At 69.7% G+C, this 21,871-nt stretch carries 17 protein-coding genes; 10 read left to right on the forward strand and 7 right to left on the reverse strand.

Annotated elements, in window-relative coordinates; all coding sequences use genetic code 11:
- Window positions 1-8 precede the first annotated feature (8 nt).
- Window positions 9-2,144: an NB-ARC domain-containing protein gene (locus tag OG452_RS27485; protein ID WP_327298244.1), complete on the forward strand. Its 2,136-nt coding sequence runs from the start codon at window positions 9-11 to the stop codon at window positions 2,142-2,144.
- Window positions 2,145-2,217: 73 nt separating this feature from the next.
- On the opposite strand, the gene OG452_RS27490 is transcribed toward OG452_RS27485, so the two are convergent.
- Complete coding sequence (locus tag OG452_RS27490) at window positions 2,218-3,882, reverse strand: translation initiation factor 2 (RefSeq protein ID WP_327298245.1); 1,665 nt, start codon at window positions 3,880-3,882, stop codon at window positions 2,218-2,220.
- A 275-nt stretch (window positions 3,883-4,157) separates the two neighbouring features.
- On the opposite strand from OG452_RS27490, the gene OG452_RS27495 reads away from it, so the two are divergent.
- Window positions 4,158-4,901: a DUF7873 family protein gene (locus tag OG452_RS27495; protein WP_327298246.1), complete on the forward strand. Its 744-nt coding sequence runs from the start codon at window positions 4,158-4,160 to the stop codon at window positions 4,899-4,901.
- A 411-nt stretch (window positions 4,902-5,312) separates the two neighbouring features.
- On the opposite strand, the gene OG452_RS27500 is transcribed toward OG452_RS27495, so the two are convergent.
- Window positions 5,313-5,699: a nuclear transport factor 2 family protein gene (locus OG452_RS27500; RefSeq protein WP_327298247.1), complete on the reverse strand. Its 387-nt coding sequence runs from the start codon at window positions 5,697-5,699 to the stop codon at window positions 5,313-5,315.
- A gap of 39 nt (window positions 5,700-5,738) precedes the next feature.
- On the opposite strand from OG452_RS27500, the gene OG452_RS27505 reads away from it, so the two are divergent.
- Entirely contained in the window at window positions 5,739-6,380 is a 642-nt protein-coding gene (locus tag OG452_RS27505; RefSeq protein ID WP_327298248.1) for a uridine kinase, read from the forward strand.
- Between the two features lie 95 nt (window positions 6,381-6,475).
- Here OG452_RS27505 and OG452_RS27510 read toward each other — a convergent pair whose 3' ends face one another.
- Window positions 6,476-7,924 (reverse strand): WGR domain-containing protein, encoded by a 1,449-nt coding sequence (locus tag OG452_RS27510; RefSeq protein WP_327298249.1) that lies wholly within the window; start codon window positions 7,922-7,924, stop codon window positions 6,476-6,478.
- A 171-nt stretch (window positions 7,925-8,095) separates the two neighbouring features.
- Here OG452_RS27510 and OG452_RS27515 point away from each other — a divergent pair, with 171 nt between their 5' ends.
- Window positions 8,096-8,458, forward strand: a complete 363-nt coding sequence (locus OG452_RS27515) for a cupin domain-containing protein (protein WP_327298250.1) — start codon at window positions 8,096-8,098, stop codon at window positions 8,456-8,458.
- A gap of 159 nt (window positions 8,459-8,617) precedes the next feature.
- Here the strand turns inward: OG452_RS27515 and OG452_RS27520 are convergent, their stop codons facing one another.
- Entirely contained in the window at window positions 8,618-9,187 is a 570-nt protein-coding gene (locus OG452_RS27520; RefSeq protein WP_327298251.1) for a methylated-DNA--[protein]-cysteine S-methyltransferase, read from the reverse strand.
- 84 nt (window positions 9,188-9,271) lie between these two features.
- Between OG452_RS27520 and uvrB the strand changes: the two genes are divergently transcribed.
- The 4 genes from uvrB (at window position 9,272) to OG452_RS27540 (ending at window position 15,557) form a co-directional block, all read left to right on the forward strand.
- Complete coding sequence (gene uvrB / locus OG452_RS27525; protein ID WP_327298252.1) at window positions 9,272-11,404, forward strand: excinuclease ABC subunit UvrB; 2,133 nt, start codon at window positions 9,272-9,274, stop codon at window positions 11,402-11,404.
- 190 nt (window positions 11,405-11,594) lie between these two features.
- A complete protein-coding gene (locus OG452_RS27530; protein WP_266861166.1) occupies window positions 11,595-12,161 on the forward strand; it encodes a TerD family protein in 567 nt (188 codons plus the stop codon).
- Window positions 12,162-12,322: 161 nt separating this feature from the next.
- Window positions 12,323-14,260 (forward strand): TerD family protein, encoded by a 1,938-nt coding sequence (locus tag OG452_RS27535; protein WP_327298253.1) that lies wholly within the window; start codon window positions 12,323-12,325, stop codon window positions 14,258-14,260.
- 307 nt (window positions 14,261-14,567) lie between these two features.
- Window positions 14,568-15,557 (forward strand): TerC/Alx family metal homeostasis membrane protein, encoded by a 990-nt coding sequence (locus OG452_RS27540; RefSeq protein ID WP_327298254.1) that lies wholly within the window; start codon window positions 14,568-14,570, stop codon window positions 15,555-15,557.
- Window positions 15,558-15,592: 35 nt separating this feature from the next.
- On the opposite strand, the gene OG452_RS27545 is transcribed toward OG452_RS27540, so the two are convergent.
- Window positions 15,593-16,249, reverse strand: coding sequence for an MBL fold metallo-hydrolase (locus tag OG452_RS27545; protein ID WP_327298255.1), 657 nt, complete (start codon window positions 16,247-16,249; stop codon window positions 15,593-15,595).
- A gap of 73 nt (window positions 16,250-16,322) precedes the next feature.
- Window positions 16,323-16,946 carry a maleylpyruvate isomerase family mycothiol-dependent enzyme gene (locus OG452_RS27550; RefSeq protein ID WP_327298256.1) on the reverse strand — a complete coding sequence of 208 codons (624 nt, stop codon included), beginning with the start codon at window positions 16,944-16,946 and terminating at the stop codon, window positions 16,323-16,325.
- A 188-nt stretch (window positions 16,947-17,134) separates the two neighbouring features.
- On the opposite strand from OG452_RS27550, the gene uvrA reads away from it, so the two are divergent.
- Window positions 17,135-20,134, forward strand: a complete 3,000-nt coding sequence (uvrA, locus tag OG452_RS27555) for an excinuclease ABC subunit UvrA (protein ID WP_327298257.1) — start codon at window positions 17,135-17,137, stop codon at window positions 20,132-20,134.
- Window positions 20,135-20,386: 252 nt separating this feature from the next.
- Here the strand turns inward: uvrA and OG452_RS27560 are convergent, their stop codons facing one another.
- Complete coding sequence (locus OG452_RS27560) at window positions 20,387-21,304, reverse strand: carbohydrate kinase family protein (protein WP_327298258.1); 918 nt, start codon at window positions 21,302-21,304, stop codon at window positions 20,387-20,389.
- A gap of 123 nt (window positions 21,305-21,427) precedes the next feature.
- On the opposite strand from OG452_RS27560, the gene OG452_RS27565 reads away from it, so the two are divergent.
- Complete coding sequence (locus tag OG452_RS27565; protein ID WP_327298259.1) at window positions 21,428-21,853, forward strand: Rieske (2Fe-2S) protein; 426 nt, start codon at window positions 21,428-21,430, stop codon at window positions 21,851-21,853.
- Window positions 21,854-21,871: the final 18 nt, after the last annotated feature.

Consider the following 21,871-nt stretch of genomic DNA (forward strand, 5'->3'; position numbering starts at 1 on the left):
GTTGACGCGTGGTCGATGAGACGCGGAACAGTGTGAGCGGGCAGGCCAGAGTGGAGACGGTCGTCCAGGCCGGGAGCGTGGGGGAGGTCCACTTTCATCAGAGTGCGGATACGAGTCATGAGACCGCCGCGTTCCAGCTGCCGCCCGACGCAGCGCACTTCGTCAACCGGGACGCCGAACAGGCATCTGTGGCCAGGGCCGTTCAGGAACACCGAGGAACCGGTGGAGCAGCGGACGGAGGTGCTGCGGAGCGGCCGCTCGTCGTAGCGGTCCACGGGCTGCGCGGAGTTGGTAAAACAGCGCTCGGGGTGCGGCTCGCGCGGGGGCTGGCCGAGGAATTTCCTGATGCCCTGCGCTTCGTCGACCTCGACGACCACCGCCGGGACGGTGGCGTCGAGACGGCCGAGGTGCTGGGGGAGCTGCTCCGCTCGCTCGGGGTGCGGCCGGACTGGGTGGAGCCGTCATACGCCGGGCGCCGTCGGCAGTACTGGGCCCGCACCCGGGGCAGACGCCTGGTCCTGGTGGTCGACAACGTCCGGTTCGGGCTGGAGCTCGAGCAGCTGATGCCCGCGTCGGCGGACTCCGTCGTGATCGCCATCGGCCAGGGCCGGCTGGACGACCTGAAGGGCGGCGCCGACTTGGAGATTCCGCTGGGCCCGCTCGGTGACGAACACGCCGCACAGCTGCTGCGGTCCATCGCCGACGACCCGCGCTTCTCCACCGAACCCGCGGCGGCCGAGGCGCTGGCCCGGGTGTGCGGCGGCCTGCCCGCCGCGCTGGAGGTCGCGGGAGAGTGGCTGCGCAAGCACCGCAGGAGAACACTGCTGCGGCTGGTCGCTCAGCTGACCGACGAGCTGGCGGAGAGAGGGCTTCCCATGGTCGAAGCCGTCTGGGACGCGGCATACGGAGACCTCGGGCCGGATGCCGCCCGGCTGTACCGGCTGCTCGCGGTGCACCCCGGCCCGTATCTCGTACCGGAGGGTGTCACCGCGCTGTTCGGCGAGGGCCCGGATGCGGCTGAGGACGCCCTGGAGGAGCTGGAGCGGGCCAGTCTGCTGCTGCCGGGGCGGGGCGGCCGTCTCTCGATGCACGATCTGCTCCGGGCCCACGCGGTGCGCTGCGCGCGGCGTGACGGCGGTGAAACCGAGGCCGCCGAGGCACGCGGGCGGGTGATCCGCTGGTATCTGCGCCAGGCCCAGCGGGCGGACGCGCTCGCTGCCGGGCCGCGCATGACGTTCGCCGGCGCGATGCCCGCCGTCGAGGGGGCACCGGATGTGGAGTTCGGGTCGGACAAGCAGCATGCCCTGCGGTGGTTGGAGGGCGAGCACCTCGCACTGTACGGCTGTGTCCGCGCGGCCTACGCGTACGGGATGGACACCGAGGCCTGGGCGCTCTGCGAACCCTTGTGGACGCACTTCCTCGACCATGCGCACTACGGCGAGGTGACCGCGGCCTTCCGCACGGGCCGGGACGCCGCTCAGCGGGCGGGGCACCTCGCCGCCCTGGTGCGGATGCGCTGCCAACTGGCCCGCCCGCTGTGGGAACAGGAGCGGTACGAGGAGGCGGAGACCGAGGTGGGGCTCGCGGTCGGCGGCGCCCGGCTGCTCGGCGGAGCCCCGGCGCACGACGAGCAGAAACTATGGGCGTCCGCGCTGGAGTTCCGTGGCCGGGTCCGTTCCGAACAGGGGGACTGGGCGAGCGCCGTGCCGGACTTCGAGGAATCCCGGCAGATCCACACCCGTATCCAGAACGCGTACGGGGTGCTGCTCCAGACCCACCTACTGGGCCAGGCCGCCGCGGCCCTCGGTGAACAGGACCGGGCGGCAACGCTGTTGGCGCGCGCCCACGCGATGGCCCAGGAGCAGGAGCGCGAACGAATGACCGCCAGGACCGGCTTCGAGCTGGGCCGGGTGCTGCAAGGGCTCGCCAGGCGGGAGGAGGCGGCCGCTCTGTACGCCGCCGCCCTGAACGGGGCCCGTGAGCGTGGCTCCGGGCGGGACGAGGCGCGGATCCTGGAGGCGCTCGCCTCGCTGGCGGCGGACTGCGGCGATGAGGAGGCGGCCTCGGCGCACCGGGCGTCGGCCCGGGCGATCCGCGAACGGGAGGGCGGCCTTCCGGAGGGCGGCGCGGGCGAGCCTTCCTGATGGGGCCGGCCGCCCCCGCCCCGCCCAGGTGGGGCAAGGGGGGCGGGCTCCCCACGTTCCTGCCACGCAAGGGCTACAGCTCGTACGCCGCCTCGTCGTCGCCGGCGCGAGCCAGCTGCGTGCGGTACGTTCGGCCCGCCACCTCGCAGTGCAGAGTGACCGGAGTGCCGGGGTACGGATTGTCGGTGAGCCAGGCGTGCACACCGGAGAGAACAGCGGCCGGATCGGTCCGTACGACAGCCCCTTCGTCGGCGGATCCCTCTATGCGGACGGTGAGCAGAGGAGTCTGCGCCCTGCGGAGCAGCCAGCGGGAGTCGGAGAGTTCGACCGCGGCGGTACGGCGCCCGGGGTGATCGGCGAGCGTACGCGCGGTCCAGCCGGCTGCCGTCCAGGTGACCGAGTGCGGTGGGGTCCGGTCCGGCCGGGTACGGCGGCGGAAGAGCAGCGCGGCGCTCTGGGACAGGGGGACGGTGGCGCGTTCCGGTTCGACCGCGAGGTGATGGGCCGGGAGTTCGTTGGGGGCGGGTCGGCGTTCGATACCAATCTCCGTGCCGTGGATTTTCGTTCGCACGGCGAAGGCCGTCGGGATACTCGTGGCAGGAGCGGGCGCCGGAAGAGGGCGAGCGCCGATCCCGGCTGGTGGGGGAGCGATGGCGAGCAGCGCGTAGAGCTCGGTACGCAGCCGGTCCAGTGCCCTGCCCTGCTCGGCGAAGGCCGGCGCGGCCAGGGCGCGCAGCGCTTGCGGCGAGTGGGCTGCCAGCGCCGGTTCCAGGTCTGCTGCCGTGTGCAGGACGCTTACCCGGGAGAGGAGTTCGGCCATCGGCGTGCCGGGAATGAGCTCGCTGCCGCCGGCGCACGCGGCTGCCATCGGGATGCCCAGCGCCGCCGCGTACAGCGCCGTCGAGCCGTGGTCGGTGATGACGCCGTCGGCCGCCACGAGAACCGAGGCCCACTCCTCGTACGGCCCCGGCAGGATCAGCCCTGACGCGAGCGCGGGGGAGAGGGCCTGTCGCAGGTCGTACGCGCCTGTCCTGCTGTGCTCGTTCGGATGCACGATCAGTGCCAACTGGTAGGTGTCGCAGTTGAGATGGGCGGCAAGCTCGGCGGGCAGGTCCGGCCGCCGCTCCAGCAGGGACTCCGGCCCCCAGGTCGAGGTGAGGGCGATGAGCCTGCGGCCTCCGGTTCCCAGGGCGGTGCGGTAGACGTCCCGGCGTGGCAGAGAGGCGAGCATACGGTCCAGTACGGGGTCCCCGACCACGGTCGCGCGGGCGGCAGCCGCCGGACAGTGGGCCGCGAGCCGTGCGATCTGGCCGGGGTGGGCGAGCCCGTGCAGATCGGCAAGGGGCCGGCCGTCGCGCAGCAGCCAGGCCGGGTCGAGCCCGGAGGCCGAACCGGCGGAGCCTTCCCCCGCGAGCGACTTGTTGAAGCCCGCTCCGTGCGGGAGCAGGGCGAGCGGTCCGGTGAGCAGATCCAGATCGCCCTTGGGGCTGGCGGCGACAATCACGTCGTACGGCTGACGCAGGGCCTCCGCCCAGGGGACGGTGCGCGCACCCGCGGCCTCTATCGCGGCGAGTGCGTCGACCCCGAAGTCCGAGCCGGGGACCAGGGTGAACCGGCGCTGGCCGATCCGGTGGTCACCGGCGAACACCGGCGCTATGTCGAGGAGCCGGTGCAGGGCGGTTGCCGAACGCGCTGCGAAGAGGATCGACTTCTGAGGGGGGTTTCCCGGTCCACTCATCGGCCCGCTGCCCGCTGCCCGCTGCCCGCTGCCCGCTGCCCGCTGCCCGCTGCCCGCTGCCCGCTGCCCGCTGCCCGCTGCCCGCTATTGGATTGTTCATCCTAGTCCACGACGCACTGCCGGGTATGGCGGTTTTGCCAATCTCTGGTGTGCGCGATGGCTTGGGCGGCGGCATGCCGAGATCCTACCGGGAGTGCCGCTGCCTTTCCTCTCCCCTAAGGTTCGGCAGCAATAACCCGTGGATTCGCTGGAGTTGCCGCTGATACGTTCCAACCGTGGCGAAACTCAACCAGATCATCGCAGTCGAAAAGGGAATCAAGTCGAAGTCCCACCAGGACCTCACCGCAGCCCAGCAGGGACTGCAGAAGCCGGTCCTGCTGTCGGGAATTTCCCGCACCTACCAGCCGAAGGATGAGGAGGGTGAGCAGCTGCCGCCCGAGTCCACGCGGGTGCAGGTGCAGGCCGAGGATGTGCTGCGGGACACTGCCGCCACCCTGACCAGGCTCTTCGATGTCACTGCCACCAAGGACTGGGCGAACTGCTCCGCCCGCGCCGATGTGAAGGTCGACGGACGCGTGCTGCTCACCGGCGTGCCGGTCTCGTATCTGCTTTTCCTGGAGAAACAGCTCACCGACCTCCATTCCTTCGCGCGGAAGCTGCCGATTCTCGACGCATCCGAATTCTGGGTGCAGGACCCGTCGACCGACGCCTGGAAGACCGAGCCGGTGCGTACGGTCCGTACGAGGAAAGTGCCCCGCAACCACGTGAAGGCCGAGGCGACCGAGAATCATCCGGCGCAGGTCGAGGTGTATTACGAGGATGTGCCGGTCGGTTACTGGACCACGGTGAAGTTCTCCGGGGCCCTGCCCGCCCGCCGGGTCAATGAGCTGGTGGGCCGGATCGAGAAGCTGCAGCAGGCGGTGAAGTTCGCACGGGAGGACGCGAACAGCGCCGATGTCACCGACGAGCAGGTGGGGGATGCGGTATTCGGCTACCTCTTCGGGGACGGGCGGGGGTAGCGTCAAAGACTCCCCGGCCGCCTCGGTGCGGCCGGGGTGCGCGAGGAGCGCAAGCTGAAACTGAAGTTCGTCGTGATGCAGCGGCATGAGCCGCGTTCCATCTCAGACTCTCGCTCCAGGCTCAGCATTCGCCGCTCATCGTCGGTCCGACCGGGCACGGGCTTGGTCGTCGGTTGCCGGTTCGACCCCGGCCCGCCCCTCTCCCTGGGGCGGTAGCTCAATGGCAGAGCGCGACGACGTAACAGCTGACCTGTGCCCTCAAGCGTGCCGGCGTGTGCAGTGGGGCGGCATCATCAGGGCCCGGGGGTTGGACATACCTTCGGGCCCGCTCCATGTCACCGCGCTTTCTCTGTGCACTCTCTGTGCTTTCTCCGCGCTGCCTCTTCTCCTTCTCCCCCGCTCTGCTTGGCGCTACCGCTCTTCTCCCTGCTCTTCGACGGCGAGGACCGTTCCGTACGCGCCGAAGCCCGCGATCACCAGGCCGTCCCGGAACGTCAGCACCTCATAGACCCGCCCTCCGATCTGGTTCCGGTAGTCGATCACTAGCGAGTCCACCCCCGCCCGCACGTCCATGACGTCGAAGTGCAGATCGGGGATACGTGCGAGCCCCGTCCGCCAGTACGCCCGCAGCTCGTCCTTGCCGCGAACCGTTCCTGACGTGTCCCCGTTGAAGCGCGCGATCATCGGCGAACTGAAGGTCACGTCCTCGTGGTAGTGCGCGAGAATGCGCTCCAAGTCGTGTGAGTTCCAGTCCTCCCGCCACTCCGCGGCGAACTTCTGCGCGAATTCCAGATCCATACGGCCGACCGTAGAGGCCGGTTCGGTGATGATGAACGGGTGCGACTCGAAGCGATCTCCTGGGAACGGCTGACCGGCGCTCTGGCCCGGAGCGCCGACGGACTGAAGGCCGCGGACGGCGGTCCCTGGCCCAAGATCGCTGTGGACGGTGCGCCCGCCGCCCCGACCGGAGAGCTGGCGGCCGCTGTCGCCGAGGCGCTGCGAGCCCGCGGCCGCTCCGTCCATGTGGTCAGTACGCAGGGCTTCCTGCGCCCGGCCTCACTGCGATACGAGTACGGGAAGCGTGATCCCGACTCGTACTACAGCGGGTGGTTCGACACCGGCGCGCTCTGGCGCGAGGTCTTCGGCCCTCTGGAGGCGGGCGGCAGCGGACGTGTGCTGCCCGACCTCTGGGACCCGGTGACCGACCGCGCCACACGCAGTCCGTATCAGCGGCTGCCGGACGGCGCGGTGCTCATCGTGCACGGGCCGTTGCTGTTCGGGCACTGGTTTCCCTTCGACTTGAGCGTCCATCTGCGGCTTTCGTCGGGCGCCCTCAGCCGCCGCACCGGTACGGACGAGCAGTGGACGCTGCCCGCCTTCCAGCGGTACGAGGAAGAGGTCGCCCCCGCGGAGACCGCGGACGTTGTCGTACGGGCGGACCACCCCGGCCATCTCGCCTGGAGCGGACCACCGGCCTGATCCGGAAAGCCTCACTGGCCACGGATTTCCTGGACATGAAGGCCCCTGGCTACGAAGGCCCTTGGACATGAAGGCCCCTGGACCAGCCGCTTTATCTAGACCAGCCGCTTTATCTCGCCGCGGACCCGGTAGAAGCCGCCCGACGAGGAGTGCAGGGCATCCACCACATACCGGGCGCCCGGCTGCCGTATCCCGCGGGGGAACTGCACGTGCCAGGTCGGCTCATAGCCGTCCGACAGCACCTGAACCCGCAACCTGCCCCCGACCTGGACGCACTCCAGGACGATCCCGGCGCCCGGGGCGGGAAGCGCGCTCACCGTGGCCACGTCCGCCGTCGGCGTGTAGGTGGGCAGCGCGGCGGCCTGCTTGATATCCACGGCGACCGGCAGGCTTCCGCCCTGCGCCGCGGTGATCGCCGCCTGGCTCGCGTCGATGCAGGCCAGCGAGCCGTCGGTGGTGACGACATAGAGCTTCTCGTCGTGGTACTGCATGGAGAGCGCCGAACCGCCGCCCGTTCCCAGCTTCCACAGCCGGGCGCCGTCCGAGGCGAAGCAGTAGACGGAGGAGGCCAGGTCGCCTGCGAAGACGTACTCACCGTCGGCGGAAGTCGCACACGAGTACACGGCTGCGTCGCACTGGTATCGCGCTTCGCTACGGCCGGTCGCCTTGGAGAGCCGCTCGACCACCTGACGGCCGGTGCCCGCGTACACCGACGTCTCCTCCTGCCAGCCGAAGAGCACGCCCCCGAAGGTGTCCGTGTGCCACAACTCGCCGCTGCCGTCCGCCGCGTACGCCGTCACGCCGCGAGTGTGTCCGTGGTAGACCGCGTGGTCGTCGGCCCGCACCATCCAGGCGTTGTTGCCCTTGGAGCGGCGCGACCACTGGAACTCGTCCTCGTGGTCGATGACGGTGAGACCGCCGTTGCGGTCCGACACGTTCAGCACGCCCTCGTGGATGTCCAGCCAGAAGATGTCCACGTCCTCCGCGATCTCGTAGGCGGCGAACGGCACCTTCGACGACAGGTCGTACACCTTGCCGTCGTCGCAGCCCGCGTAGATCCAGAAGTCGTCGGCGACCAGGCACTTGACCCCGTCGGGCAGCGAGAAGCGCGCCAGCACCTCGCCGTCGTGGCCCAGCGTGTACACATCACCGCGCTGATTGCCCACCCAGCAGTGGTCCTCATCGATATGGATTCCGAACGCCGAAGTGCCGGTACGGAAGCGCCAGAGCACGGGCGCAGTGGCCCGGGCCGTCGAGGGGGCGGAGGTGACCTGACGGCGGGTCACCGCCCGGGCCGCCCGCTGCCCCCGCACCGCTGGCGCGTACCCCTTGCGGACCTTCTCGCCCACCTTCTTCGCCGCGGCGGCCTGTGCCTTGGCCGCGTTAGGGAAGGTCGAGAACTGGCGCTGGCCGTCCGCGCCGATCCGGCCGTACCGAACGGCCACCGTCGTGCCGCTCACGGTCACTTCGTAGAACTTGTGCGCTCCGGCGCCCTCCTGGGACAGCTCCAGATACGTCGTCTTTCCCGACCCGCCAGCGGCCACAGCACACACCCCTCCCCCAAGGACCGGCCCCTCCGGCCGGTCCAACTGACTCCAAGCTAGAGGCCACCACTGACATCGGCTTCGCGCGGACCGGGGCGGCACGGAGACCGGCCGGCACGATCTGTGGACACCGGATTCTTCCAGCCCGCCTGGTCGCTAAGGTTGCCCGCCATGACGACAAGTGATCAGACAGCTCCCTCCTTCGCCGTGCACATACCGGATGCCGAGCTGGAGCCCGAACCGCTCGACCCCGCGCAGATCGTGTCCGGAGACCCCGTCGTCACCGGCAAGGTCCTGTGGGAGTCCGCGGACGGCACGCAGCTGCGCGGTATCTGGCAGATCACCCCCGGAGTGGTGACCGACACCGAGGCCAACGAACTGTTCGTGGTCGTCAACGGGCGGGCGACGGTCGCGGTCGCGGGCGGCGAGACGCTGCGTATCGGCCCCGGTGACGCATGTGTGCTGCGGGAGGGCGACCGTACGACCTGGACCGTGCACGAGACGCTGCGCAAGGCGTACCACATCAGCCTCTGAGCCCCCTGAAGCCTCCGGCCACGGCTCGCCGTCCCCGCCCCGGTCGCCCGTGCGGCCCCTGGGCGCTCAGGGCGAGGGGCCGGGCCACCAGAGGCGGCCGACGAGCAACACTCAGAACAGGATCACTCAGAACAAACGGAACACTCACAACGAGGAACCTCAGAACAGGGGCTGCGGCAGCACGCCCTCCAGAGCCAGGAGCTGTCGCTTCGTCTCCGTGCCGCCGCCGAATCCGCCCAGACCGCCGTCGCTCTCCACCACCCGGTGACAGGGCACGACGACGGGCAGAGGGTTCGACGCCATCGCGACGCCCACTGCCTGCGCGGCCCCGGGCCGGCCCACCCGGCGGGCGAGATCGCCGTACCCCACGACCGACCCGTACGGCACCCCGTCCGCCAGTTCGCGCAGCACCCGGCGGTTGAACCCGGCGGTCAGCGTCCAGTCCAGTGGCAGCGTGAAGATGCGCAGGTCACCGTCGAAGTAGGCAGCCAGCTGGCGCACGGGCTCGGCCAGCCGGGCCGATTCCGGCGCCTCGACCGGCGCGGCGGCGAACCGTGCGGTGAGCTGCTCCAGCGCCCTGCGGCGTACCGCGGGAACGGCATGGAACACGACGCTCACCAGCCCTTTGCCGCTCGCGGCCAGCAGCAGCGGACCGATGCCACTGCCGACCGTGGTCCACTCGATCCCGGCCGCGCCCCCGGCCCCGACGACCTGCTTTCCGCTGTCCACGCCCCCACCGTACGGCGGCCCACCGACAGCGCGGCCGGACGGCGGACGGACCCGGTTGTCAGTGGGTGGTCGTACGGTGGTTGCATGCGGCCCGTTTCCAAGATCGAACGCACGGTGGCGCCTTTCGAGGTCGTCAGTCCCTACCAGCCCAGCGGTGACCAGCCGACGGCCATCGCTGACCTCGAAAAGCGTATCCGTGCAGGTGAGAAGGATGTCGTCCTGCTCGGTGCGACCGGCACCGGCAAGTCGGCGACCACCGCCTGGATGATCGAGAAGCTTCAGCGTCCCACGCTCGTGATGGCACCGAACAAGACGCTCGCCGCCCAGCTGGCGAACGAGTTCCGCGAGCTGCTGCCCAACAACGCCGTCGAGTACTTCGTCTCGTACTACGACTACTACCAGCCCGAGGCGTACGTACCGCAGTCCGATACGTACATCGAGAAGGACTCCTCGATCAACGAGGAGGTCGAGCGCCTCCGCCACTCCGCGACGAACTCGCTGCTGACCCGTCGCGACGTGGTCGTGGTCGCCTCGGTCTCCTGCATCTACGGCCTCGGCACGCCGCAGGAGTACGTGGACCGGATGGTGTCCCTCAAGGTCGGCGAGGAGCTGGACCGGGACGAGCTGCTGCGCCGATTTGTCGACATCCAGTACACGCGCAATGACGTGGCGTTCACCCGGGGCACCTTCCGGGTGCGCGGCGACACCATCGAGATCTTCCCGGTGTACGAGGAGCTCGCCGTACGGATCGAGATGTTCGGCGACGAGATCGAGGCGCTCTCGACGCTGCACCCCCTCACCGGCGAGATCATCAGCGAGGACGAGTCCCTCTACATCTTCCCGGCGACCCACTACGTGGCGGGCCCGGAGCGCATGGAGAAGGCGGTCAACGGCATCGAGAAGGAGCTGGAGGAGCGGCTCGCGGAGCTGGACAAGCAGGGCAAGATGCTGGAGTCCCAGCGGCTCCGTATGCGCACCACCTACGACCTGGAGATGCTGCGCCAGATCGGCAGCTGCTCCGGTGTAGAGAACTACTCGATGCACTTCGACGGCCGCGACCCCGGCACTGCGCCCAACACCCTCATCGACTACTTCCCGGAGGACTTCCTCCTCGTCCTGGACGAGTCGCATGTCACCGTCCCGCAGATCGGCGCGATGTACGAGGGCGACGCCTCCCGCAAGCGCACCCTGGTCGACCACGGCTTCCGGCTGCCGTCCGCCCTGGACAACAGGCCGCTGAAGTGGGAGGAGTTCCAGAAGCGCATCGGGCAGACCGTCTACCTCTCCGCCACACCGGGGAAGTACGAGCTCTCCCGGGGCGACGGCTTCGTGGAGCAGATCATCCGCCCCACCGGGCTCGTCGACCCCGAGGTCGTCGTCAAGCCCACCGAGGGCCAGATCGACGACCTGGTGCACGAGATCCGTACCCGTACGGAGAAGGACGAGCGGGTCCTGGTCACCACGCTCACCAAGAAGATGGCCGAGGACCTGACCGACTACTTCCTCAACCTGGGCATCCAGGTGCGCTATCTGCACAGCGATGTGGACACGCTGCGCCGTATCGAGCTGCTGCGCGAGTTGCGGGCCGGGGAGTACGACGTGCTGGTCGGCATCAACCTGCTGCGCGAGGGGCTCGACCTCCCCGAGGTGTCGCTGGTCGCCATCCTCGACGCCGACAAGGAAGGCTTCCTCCGGTCGGGCACGTCGCTGATCCAGACGATCGGCCGTGCGGCGCGCAACGTCTCCGGGCAGGTCCACATGTACGCGGACCGGATCACCCCGGCGATGGAGAAGGCCATCGAGGAGACCAACCGCCGCCGCGAGAAGCAGGTCGCCTACAACAAGGAGCGCGGGCTCGACCCGCAGCCGCTGCGCAAGAAGATCAACGACATCGTCGCGACGATCGCGCGCGAAGAGGTCGACACCGAGCAACTGCTCGGCACGGGCTACCGCAAGGCGAAGGACGGGAAGCAGCCGCAGGCCCCGGTGCCTGCGCTGGGCGGCGCGGCCGCGAAGGGCGGCAAGAGCGCGAAGGGGGCGAGGAAGGCCCCCACCGACCGCCCCGCCGAGGAACTGGCCGGAATCATCGAGGAGATGACCGAGCGGATGCGGGCCGCTGCCGCGGATCTGCAGTTCGAGGTCGCCGCCCGGCTCCGTGACGAAGTCGGTGAACTGAAGAAGGAGTTGCGCCAGATGAAGGAGGGCGGGCTGGCCTGACCTCGTTGCCGCAGGAGTGGCTGGTTGCCAGAACGGCTGTTACGAGAACGACTGTTGCAAGAACGACACAAAAACGGCCCGGCCCTCCTGCGGTGTCCGCGCGACTGCGTAGGGTGCGGGGAAAACGTGGGGAAACAGGAAGAAGGGACAGCGCGTGACGGCCAATTTTGCCAAGGGCCCTGGCGTCAATCTGACCAAGGGGCAGGCCATCAGCCTGCAGAAGAACGACGGGGGCACCCTGACTGCGGTGCGGATGGGACTCGGCTGGCAGGCGGCGCCGCGCCGTGGGCTGTTCGGTTCCCGCACCCGGGAGATCGACCTCGACGCATCGGCGGTGCTGTTCGCCGACAAGCAGCCCGTGGACGTGGTGTTCTTCCGCCACCTCGTCAGCGACGACGGCTCCGTGAAGCACACCGGTGACAACCTGGTCGGCGGCGCGGGCCAGGGTGGCGACGACGAGGCGATCCTCGTCGACCTCGCCCGGGTTCCCGTCCACATCGACCAGATCGTTTTCACGGTGAACTCGTTCACCGGGCAGACGTTCCAGGAAGTGCAGAACGCCTTCTGCCGCATCGTCGACGAGACCAACGGTGAAGAGCTCGCCCGCTACACGCTCGACGGCGGCGGCCAGTTCACGGCCCAGATCATGGCGAAGGTGCACCGCTCGGGCGGTGGCTGGCAGATGACGGCCATCGGCAACCCTGCCAACGGCCGCACGTTCCAGGACCTGATGCCGGCGATCCTGCCCCACCTGTAGTCACCACAACTCGGCTGGTCACCACCACACGGCGCTCTCGAAGAGTGCGCGAAAGAGTGCGCGAGCAGTTCCCGGCGGCACGAGGCTGCCGGGAACTGGCTGTTCTGGCGGCGGAACCGCCAACTGACGACCAAGTGCAACGCGACGAGGGGGCACGCCCGATGACGGCCGAGCTGGTTCGGGGGCAGAACCATCCCCTGCCCGTGGCCCGACTGGAAATCCGGGTGACGGCCGGGAAGCCGGTCCTGGCCGGTGCGACGCTCAGCGACGAGCAGGGCCGGGTCCGCGGCGCGGAGTGGGTGGCCCATCCCGGATCCCCGCAGCTGCCCGGCATCGAAGTGGCCCGGCAGACGGCGGCGGACCACCGGCTCGCGGTGGACCTGGAGGCACTGCCGGAGGCCGTGCACCGGGTGAACGTCCTGCTGGCTCTGCCCACCGGCACCGGCGGGCCCAGCTCGTTCGCCTCCGCCGCCGCACCCTTCGTGGCTGTCACCGGACCGGCCGGTGCGGAGGTCGTCAGGTACACGATCACCGGGCTGGGCGCCGAGTCGGCAGTTGTCGCCCTGGAGATCTATCGAAGGCAGGGGGCCTGGAAGGTCCGTGCCGTCGGCCAGGGGTACGCGGGCGGCCTCGCCGACCTGCTCGGGGACCAGGGGCTGAAGGGCGCCCGGGGCCTCGCGGACGAGATCCAGGCCGCAGCCGTCGGCGACGCGGCCCGCTCAGTGGCGCCGGCCCCGCCGCGTACCGCACCGGGCGACCGGGCACGTCCCGGCCCGGGCGCCGGCGGCCCGCGCGACGACCGGGCCGCAGCCTCCGTGCCGGCGGCTTCGCGGCCCGTGCCGGACGAGGGGTCGGGCGGCCCCGGAGCCGGCGGGCACCCGCGGGGTGCCCCGGTCGACTACACGCATCCGCGCCGGCAACACACCACGCCACCGACGCCGCCGCCCCCGGCTGTGCCCGGCCCCCGGCCCGGCGAGCAGCGCCGGCCCGTCGCGGGCGACGCCACCGGCTGGTCCATGGAGGAGCGCCTGTACAACCAGGTCTGGGGCATGTTCGAGGATCTGGCCCGCGCGGCAGCCGCGTACCGCGGTGCTGTCGATTTCGCCGACTCGCGTCTGGAACGCGAGATCGACGGGGCGCTCTCCGACCCGCGCATCCGTACCGGTCCCGCGGGCACCGAAGCCCGGCGGCGGGCGCAGCAGAAGCGGGACGGGCTGGCAGCTCAGGCACGAGAGGTGCTCGACCGGGATCTCGGCCGGCTCATCGCCGAGTCCGAGGTGGTCGAGCCTGCGCTGGCCCCGGCCTTCGCCCGCTGGGATCACCCGGTCTGGCACGGGTACCGCGTCCCGGCGGAGCCCCCGCTGGCGCTCCGCGTCGGTGATCTGCACCTACCGGTCCGTCCTGAGCTGCGCATCCCGATGCTGGTGCGGCTGCCGCTCGAACGTGGCTTCTGGGTCGACAGCGGCCGTACCGGATCCGGGGCGGAACTGGATTCCGCCGCGCTGCGCACCCGCGCCATGGACACCGCCGTCGCCCACGCGGCCCGCCTGCTCGCCGTCCACCCGGCGGGGGAGTTCACCGTGCAGGTGATCGATCCGGCGGGCTCGGGTGCCGGACCACTGGCTCCGTTGACTGCCTCCGGAGTGCTCGACGCGCCACCGGCGACCGGCGCGCGGGGGGTGGCTGCCGTACTGGCTCGGCTGGTGCAGCGGGTGGATCTGGTGCAGATGGCGGTGCGCGGAGGTGCGGCCGACTCCCTCCCGCCGGATTTGGACACGGCGGAGCAGCTGCTGATCGTCAATGACTTTCCGCACGGTTTCGACGACCGCGCTCTCACACACCTGCGCTACCTGGCCGACGAGGGGCCCGCCGTCGGTGTCCATCTGCTGATGGTCGCCGACCGGGAGGACGCGCGGGAGTTCGGTCCGGTGCTCGACCCGCTGTGGCGTTCGCTGCTGCGCATCACGCCGGTCCCGGACGGCCACCTCGCCGACCCCTGGGTCGGGCATGCCTGGACGTACGAGCCGTCGCTGCCGCCACCGGGCAGTGAGGTGCTGCGGAACGTGCTGACCCAGGTCGCCGCGGCCCGCCGGACCTGACTCCGCCTGCTGCCGTAGTCCCGCCGGCCCTCCCGGTCCTTCGGACGACCGCCGATGTCTTCGCACTTCCCCTGCACTCCCGGGCTGCCGTTTTGAACTATTCTTTACTAATCTCTTTACCTTTCCTTGGTATTCCCTGTACTGTTCTTGGCACGGAGGGGAGTGCTCCCCAAGTGCGGCGCACCCGTCAGTACGGACCTGTCAGGTCCCGGGGCGCCGGCCCGGCACCGGTCCTCCGGCGCGGGCGGAAGAGACCTCCGGCAGCGACGACGCTGATCAAGTAGCCGTAGCAATCGCCGGAGGCGTGATGGATGTTTCACTGACCCTGTGGGCCCTGACCATTCTTGGCCTGGGCGCCCTGATCGCGGCCGACTTCATGATCGGACGCAAGCCCCATGACGTATCGGTCAAAGAAGCCGGTGTCTGGACCGTCGTCTGGATCGCCCTGGCCGCGCTCTTCGGCCTAGGACTGCTGCTCTTCGGCGGCGGTCAGGCGTCCGGAGAGTTCTTCGCGGGCTTCATCACCGAGAAGTCGCTGAGCGTCGACAACCTCTTCGTCTTCATCCTGATCATGGCGAAGTTCTCGGTGCCGTCCCACCTGCAGCAGCGAGTGCTGCTGTTCGGCGTCCTGATAGCCCTGGTGCTGCGTGCGGTCTTCATCGCGGCCGGCGCGGCGATCGTCGCCGGCTTCTCGTGGGTCTTCTTCCTCTTCGGCGCGTTCCTGATCTACACCGCCTGGAAGCTCATCAAGGAAGCGCGTTCAGGCGACGAGGAAGAGGAGTTCGAGGAGAACCGCCTCCTCAAGTCGGTCGAGCGGCGTCTCGGTGTGGCCGACCGCTACCACGGCACGAAGCTCTTCATCCAGCAGAACGGCAAGCGGATCATGACGCCGCTGATGGTCGTGATGCTCGCCATCGGCACCACCGACGTGCTGTTCGCGATGGACTCGATCCCCGCGATCTTCGGCCTCACCAAGGACCCGTACATCGTCTTCACGGCCAATGCCTTCGCCCTCATGGGGCTGCGCCAGCTGTACTTCCTCATAGGCGGCCTGCTGAAGAAGCTGGTGCACCTCAGCTACGGGCTGTCGGTCATCCTCGGCTTCATCGGCGTCAAGCTGCTGCTGCACGCGCTGCACGAGTCCGGTGTGCCCGTCCCGGAGATCTCCATTCCGGTCTCGCTGGCGGTCATCTGCGGCGTGCTGATCGTCACCACGGCCACCAGCCTCCTCGCCAACAGGAAGCAGGCGGCCGCAGAGGCGGCCGGGGCGCCGGACAGGGACAGCATCGACGCCTGACGGCCCGGGGGCAGGTGTACGGGGAAGGTTGCGGCTCACCAGCCGCGGGCGCGCCACTCCGCGAGGTGTGGGCGCTCGTCGCCCAGCGTGGTGTCGTGCCCGTGCCCCGGGTAGACCCAGCTCTCGTCCGAGAGCCGGTCGAAGAGCTTCTCCTCAACACCGTCGAGCAGGCTGGTGAAAGCCTTCGGGTCGCCGAAGGTGTTCCCGACCCCGCCGGGGAAGAGACAGTCGCCGGTGAAGACGTGCGGGTGGCCGTGCGGGTCGTCGTAGATGAGCACGATCGAACCCGGGGTGTGGCCGATGAGCCGGCGGACGTTCAGCTCGACCCGGCCCACCCGGATCGTGTCACCGTCCTCCACGGGGACGTCGGTGGCGACCGGGATGCCCCCGACGTCGTACCGCCCGGCGTAGGTGCGGGCGCCCGTGGCGTCCACCACGTCCTGCAGGGACTGCCAGTGGTCGCCGTGGCGGTGCGTGGTGACCACGGAGGCGATGGAGTCGTCACCGATCAGCTGCAGCAGGGTCGCGGTGTCGTTGGCCGCGTCGATCAACAGCTGCTCCCCGGACTCCCGGCAGCGCAGCAGATACGCGTTGTTGTTCATCGGGCCCACCGCGACCTTGGAGATCATCAGAGCTGTCAGCTCGTGTACGTCCGCCGCGCCGCCGACCTTCACCACTCCGCTGTACGTCATGCTGCCGAGTCTAGATCGGCAGTCCGGCCCTGGGCCGGGGGCGTCCCGTACCGAGGGAGGCAGGAGCGCAGTACTAGAGCGACGGCAGGGTCGGCAGAGCGCCACCGCCGGGAACCGTCAGCCCCTCGCCGTCGCCGCGGCCCGACAGCCACCCCAGCAGCGCCGTGGCGGGCCCGGTGACGCCGGCCACCGCGGGGTCGCCGGAGAAGCGCTCCCGCAGGAAGTCGATCTCCCGCTCGGTGAACTCCGCGGAAAGATCCGCCAGCTCGTAGCCGATGCCGAGATCGACGTGGTGCAGCTCGATCTCGACCCACCGCCGGAAGGGAACGCGGGCAGCCGTCTCCGTGACCCCGTTGCGGAGGGTCACGGTGCGGGACCAGTCCGCGGGAAGTGCCGTGCGCTCACGGAGCCGGGCCGCGCTCTCGCGCAGATCAGTCAGCTGTACGGCGAGCGGGCGGTGCGCGTCGCGCTCGATGTCGGCGTCGCGGACCTCGGCGGAGGCGTACATCGGCAGTCCGGCGAGAACATTTCCGATCGCGTCGGCGTTACGTGAGAGATGAGCGAGTACATGACCGCGGGACCAGCCGGGGAGCCGTGACGGTTCCGCGGCCGTGGCGTTGTCCAGTCCGGCAGCCGCGGTCAGGAGCCGTTCGGTCGCCTCGTCCAGGGATTCCAGGTCGCGCGCGTGATCGATCATGCAGCTGACGATAGGCCCCTCCACTCCTTCGGGTGAAGCTGTTTACCGATGGCCGTAATTCGAATGCGCGTGCTATAGGCTCGTGAGAGACATCCAACAAGCCATCTTCCGACATCGCTGAGGCGCCCCCCATACCCTGGGGAGGGGGCACCGCCCCTGCTTCTCCTCCCAGAAAGGTGCGGACCGGCGTGGCCGACCGTCTCATCGTTCGTGGCGCTCGCGAGCACAACCTCAAAAACGTCTCGATCGACCTCCCGCGTGACTCCCTGATCGTCTTCACCGGGCTCTCCGGATCGGGTAAGTCCTCCCTCGCGTTCGACACGATCTTCGCCGAGGGGCAGCGCCGCTATGTCGAGTCGCTCTCCTCGTACGCCCGGCAGTTCCTCGGGCAGATGGACAAGCCCGATGTGGACTTCATCGAGGGTCTGTCCCCCGCTGTCTCCATCGACCAGAAGTCGACCTCGCGCAACCCGCGCTCGACGGTCGGCACCATCACCGAGGTCTACGACTACCTGCGGCTGCTCTTCGCGCGCATCGGCAAGCCGCACTGCCCCCAGTGCGGCCGCCCCATCTCGCGCCAGTCCCCGCAGGCCATCGTCGACAAGGTCCTCGAACTGCCCGCGGGCAGCCGTTTCCAGGTGCTCTCGCCGCTCGTGCGGGAGCGCAAGGGCGAATTCGTCGACCTCTTCTCCGACCTGCAGACCAAGGGGTACAGCCGTGCCCGGGTGGACGGCGAGACGATCCAGCTCTCCGAGCCGCCCAAGCTGAAGAAGCAGGAGAAGCACACCATCGAGGTGGTCATCGACCGCCTCACGGTGAAGGACAGCGCCAAGCGTCGCCTCACCGACTCGGTGGAGACCGCGCTCGGGCTGGCCGGCGGCATGGTCATCCTGGACTTCGTCGATCTGCCGGTGGACGACCCCGAGCGTGAGCGGATGTACTCCGAGCACCTCTACTGCGCGTACGACGATCTGTCCTTCGAGGAGCTGGAGCCGCGCTCCTTCTCGTTCAACTCGCCCTTCGGCGCCTGCCCCGACTGCACCGGCATCGGGACGCGTATGGAGGTCGACCCCGAGCTGATCATCCCGGACGAGGACAAGTCACTCGACGAGGGTGCTATCTCGCCGTGGTCGCACGGCCACACCAAGGAGTACTTCGCCCGGCTGGTCGGCGCGCTCTCCGCAGAGCTCGGGTTCCGGACGGACATCCCCTGGGCCGGGCTGCCGCAGCGGGCCAAGAAGGCGCTGTTGTACGGCCACAAGACCCAGATCGAGGTCCGCTACCGCAACCGGTACGGGCGGGAGCGCGCCTACACGACCTCCTTCGAGGGCGTGGTGCCCTTCGTCAAGCGGCGGCACTCGGAGGCCGAGAGCGACTCCAGCAGGGAGCGCTTCGAGGGCTATATGCGCGAGGTGCCCTGCCCGACCTGTGAGGGCACCCGGCTGAAGCCGATCGTCCTCGCGGTCACCGTGATGGAGAAGTCCATCGCCGAGGTCGCCGCGATGTCGATCAGCGAGTGCGCGGACTTCCTGGGCCGGCTGAAGCTCAACGCCCGCGACAAGAAGATCGCCGAGCGGGTGCTCAAGGAGGTCAACGAACGGCTGAGGTTCCTGGTCGACGTCGGCCTCGACTACCTCTCGCTCAACCGAGCGGCGGGCACCCTCTCCGGCGGCGAGGCGCAGCGCATCAGGCTGGCCACGCAGATCGGTTCCGGTCTGGTCGGTGTGCTGTACGTGCTGGACGAGCCGTCCATCGGCCTGCACCAGCGCGACAACCACCGCCTCATCGAGACGCTCATCCGGCTGCGCGACATGGGCAACACCCTGATCGTCGTCGAGCACGACGAGGACACCATCAAGGTCGCCGACTGGGTCGTGGACATCGGCCCCGGCGCGGGTGAGCACGGCGGCAAGGTCGTGCACTCCGGGTCGCTGAAGGACCTGCTCACCAACAAGCAGTCCCTGACCGGCCAGTACCTGGCGGGCAAGAAGGCCATCCCGATCCCGGACCTGCGCAGGCCCGTGGACCCGGGGCGGCGGCTTACGGTGCACGGCGCCCGGGAGAACAACCTCCAGGACATCGACGTGCCGTTCCCGCTGGGGGTGCTGACCGCGGTCACCGGTGTCTCCGGATCCGGCAAGTCGACCCTGGTCAACGACATCCTCTACACGCACCTGGCGCGTGAGCTCAACGGCGCGCGTACGGTGCCCGGCCGGCACACCCGGGTCGACGGCGACGACCTGGTCGACAAGGTCGTTCACGTCGACCAGTCGCCCATCGGCCGTACCCCTCGGTCCAACCCGGCGACGTACACCGGGGTCTTCGACCATGTGCGCAGGCTCTTCGCCGAGACGATGGAGGCCAAGGTCCGGGGCTATCTGCCGGGGCGCTTCTCCTTCAACGTCAAGGGCGGCCGCTGCGAGAACTGCTCGGGCGACGGCACCATCAAGATCGAGATGAACTTCCTCCCGGATGTGTACGTCCCGTGCGAGGTCTGCCACGGGGCGCGCTACAACCGGGAGACCCTTGAGGTCCACTACAAGGGCAAGTCCATCGCCGAGGTCCTGGACATGCCGATCGAGGAGGGCCTGGACTTCTTCGAGGCCGTCCCGACCATCGCCCGTCATCTGCGCACGCTCAACGAGGTGGGCCTCGGCTACGTCAGGCTCGGGCAGTCCGCGCCGACGCTGTCGGGCGGTGAGGCACAGCGGGTGAAGCTGGCGAGCGAGCTCCAGAAGCGCTCCACCGGCCGCACCGTCTATGTCCTGGACGAGCCGACGACCGGCCTCCACTTCGAGGACATCAGCAAGCTGATCAACGTGCTGTCGGGCCTGGTCGACAAGGGCAACACAGTAATCGTCATCGAGCACAACCTGGATGTCGTCAAGACCGCGGACTGGGTCATCGACATGGGGCCCGAAGGTGGCAACGGCGGCGGCCTGGTCATCGCCGAGGGCACTCCGGAGCAGGTCGCAGGGGTCCCGGCCAGCCACACCGGGAAGTTCCTCCGGGACATCCTGGACGCCGACCGGATCAGCGACGCGACTCCGGTCAGCAAGGCGCCGGCGAAGAAGGCAGCAGTGAAGAAGTCAGCGGCCAAGAAGACGGCAGCGGAGAAGGCGGTGGAGAAGGCGGCGCCGAAGAAGGCAGCCGCGAAGAAGGCGACGCGTACACGCCGGGTTTCGTGACTGTGCTGCCCGACCTGCGCAGTCCGGACTGTGCCCGTCTGTGACTCCGGCGGTGACGGGGCTCTGAGGCCCTGACTGATCGGGGAGCTTGGCGCCTGACGGAGTCGGCGCCGTGACGGGGGTACGCACTGACAGTGGCGGGCCGGGCTCGCCGCGGCCTTCTGCCACGGCGAGCCCGGGCTCGGTCCGCGCGTTCCGTCCAGGGCCTGGGGGTGAGGAACGGGAACCCGGGCAGGCCGCCGGAGCGAGCCCCTAGGCCAGCTCCCGCGCGTACGGCGGCTGGGCGCCCGTACGTGAGCAGGTCACCGCGGCCGCCCGGGCCGCGAAGCCCAGGACCTGGGCCCAGTCGTCGCCGGACAGCGCGCCCGTCGCCCCCGCCGACAGCGCGTCCCGCTCCGCGAGGCCGTGCAGCAGCGCCGCGTTGACCGTGTCACCCGCGCCGATCGTGTCCACCACATCGACCGCCGCACCGGGGACCGCGTACTCGCCGCCCGACCTGGTCCGTACGGTCAGGCCATCGCCGCCGTGCGTCACCACCACCGCCTGCGGCCCCGCGGCCAGCCACTCCTCCGGGGTGCCGCCGAGCCACTGGGCGTCCTCCTCCGACAGCTTCAGGAGGGTGACATGGGGCAGCCAGCCCTGGAACCGCTTCCGGTAGGCGTCCCCGTCCTGGATCAGTCCTGCCCTGATGTTCGGGTCGAGCAGGGTGAACACCCCGCGCGCCGATTCCCGCCGCAGCAGTGCCTCGTACGCACTCGCACCCGGTTCGAGGACCAGTGAACAGGTACCAAGCGACAACGCCCGTACCTCGGAAGGCAGTTGCTCCGGGAGTTCGAATAGCCGGTCCGCGCTGCCCTCGGCGTAGAAGCCGTATCCGGCGGAGCCGTCGTCGCTGAGTGCCGCCACCGCCAGCGTGGTCGGCTCCGGGCCGCGCTGCACCAGGGAAAGGTCCACTCCGGCCGCCCGCAGCCCGCCGAGCAGTGCCTCGCCGAAGCCGTCGGTGGACACTCGCGAACAGAAGCTCACCTGGGCACCGAGGCGCCCCAGGGCGACGGCCGTGTTGTAGGGCCCGCCGCCCAGCCGCGGCAGCAGGGCGGGCAGCGGTTCACCGGGCGCGGCGGCGTTCTGCGGCACCAGGTCGATCAGGGACTCTCCGGCGACGGTGATCACAGATCCCGAACGTAGCGGAAGTTCCCGGGCCCGTAAACGCCGCAAACACCGCCTGCGATGGCAGAGATCTCCACCGGTATGGTCGGTTCCGTCGCCCATGCCTGTTGAACAGTGGAGCCTCTCATGACCGGTCTGCCCCCCGCCCGTCGTTCCGTCCTCATGGGAGCCGCCCTGGCGGGCGCCGCGGGGCTCGGGCTCACCGCCTGCTCCGGCGGGGGCGGTGGCACCTCGTCGGGGCCGGACAAGCCCGTCGACCTCGGAGCGGCGGACGCCGTGCCGGTCGGCGGGGTCAAGTACTACCGGGACCAGTTCCTGATCGTGAGCCGGCCGAGCGCCGACGAGTACAAGGCGCTCTGGTCGCGGTGCACCCACCAGAACTGCCCCCTGCAGAAGATCGAGGGCAAGGTGGGCATCTGCCCCTGCCACGGCAGCCGGTTCGACGTCACGAGCGGCAAGGTGCTGCAGGGCCCGGCCGGCCGCCCGCTCGCGGACGTGCCGGTCAAGGTGGTGGGCGGAAAGCTCATCGCGGGCCCCGACGAGAAGGCCTGACGCCGCCCGCGGCGACTC

It is taken from the genome of Streptomyces sp. NBC_01197 (assembly GCF_036010505.1).
Classification (GTDB): Bacteria; Actinomycetota; Actinomycetes; order Streptomycetales; family Streptomycetaceae; genus Streptomyces.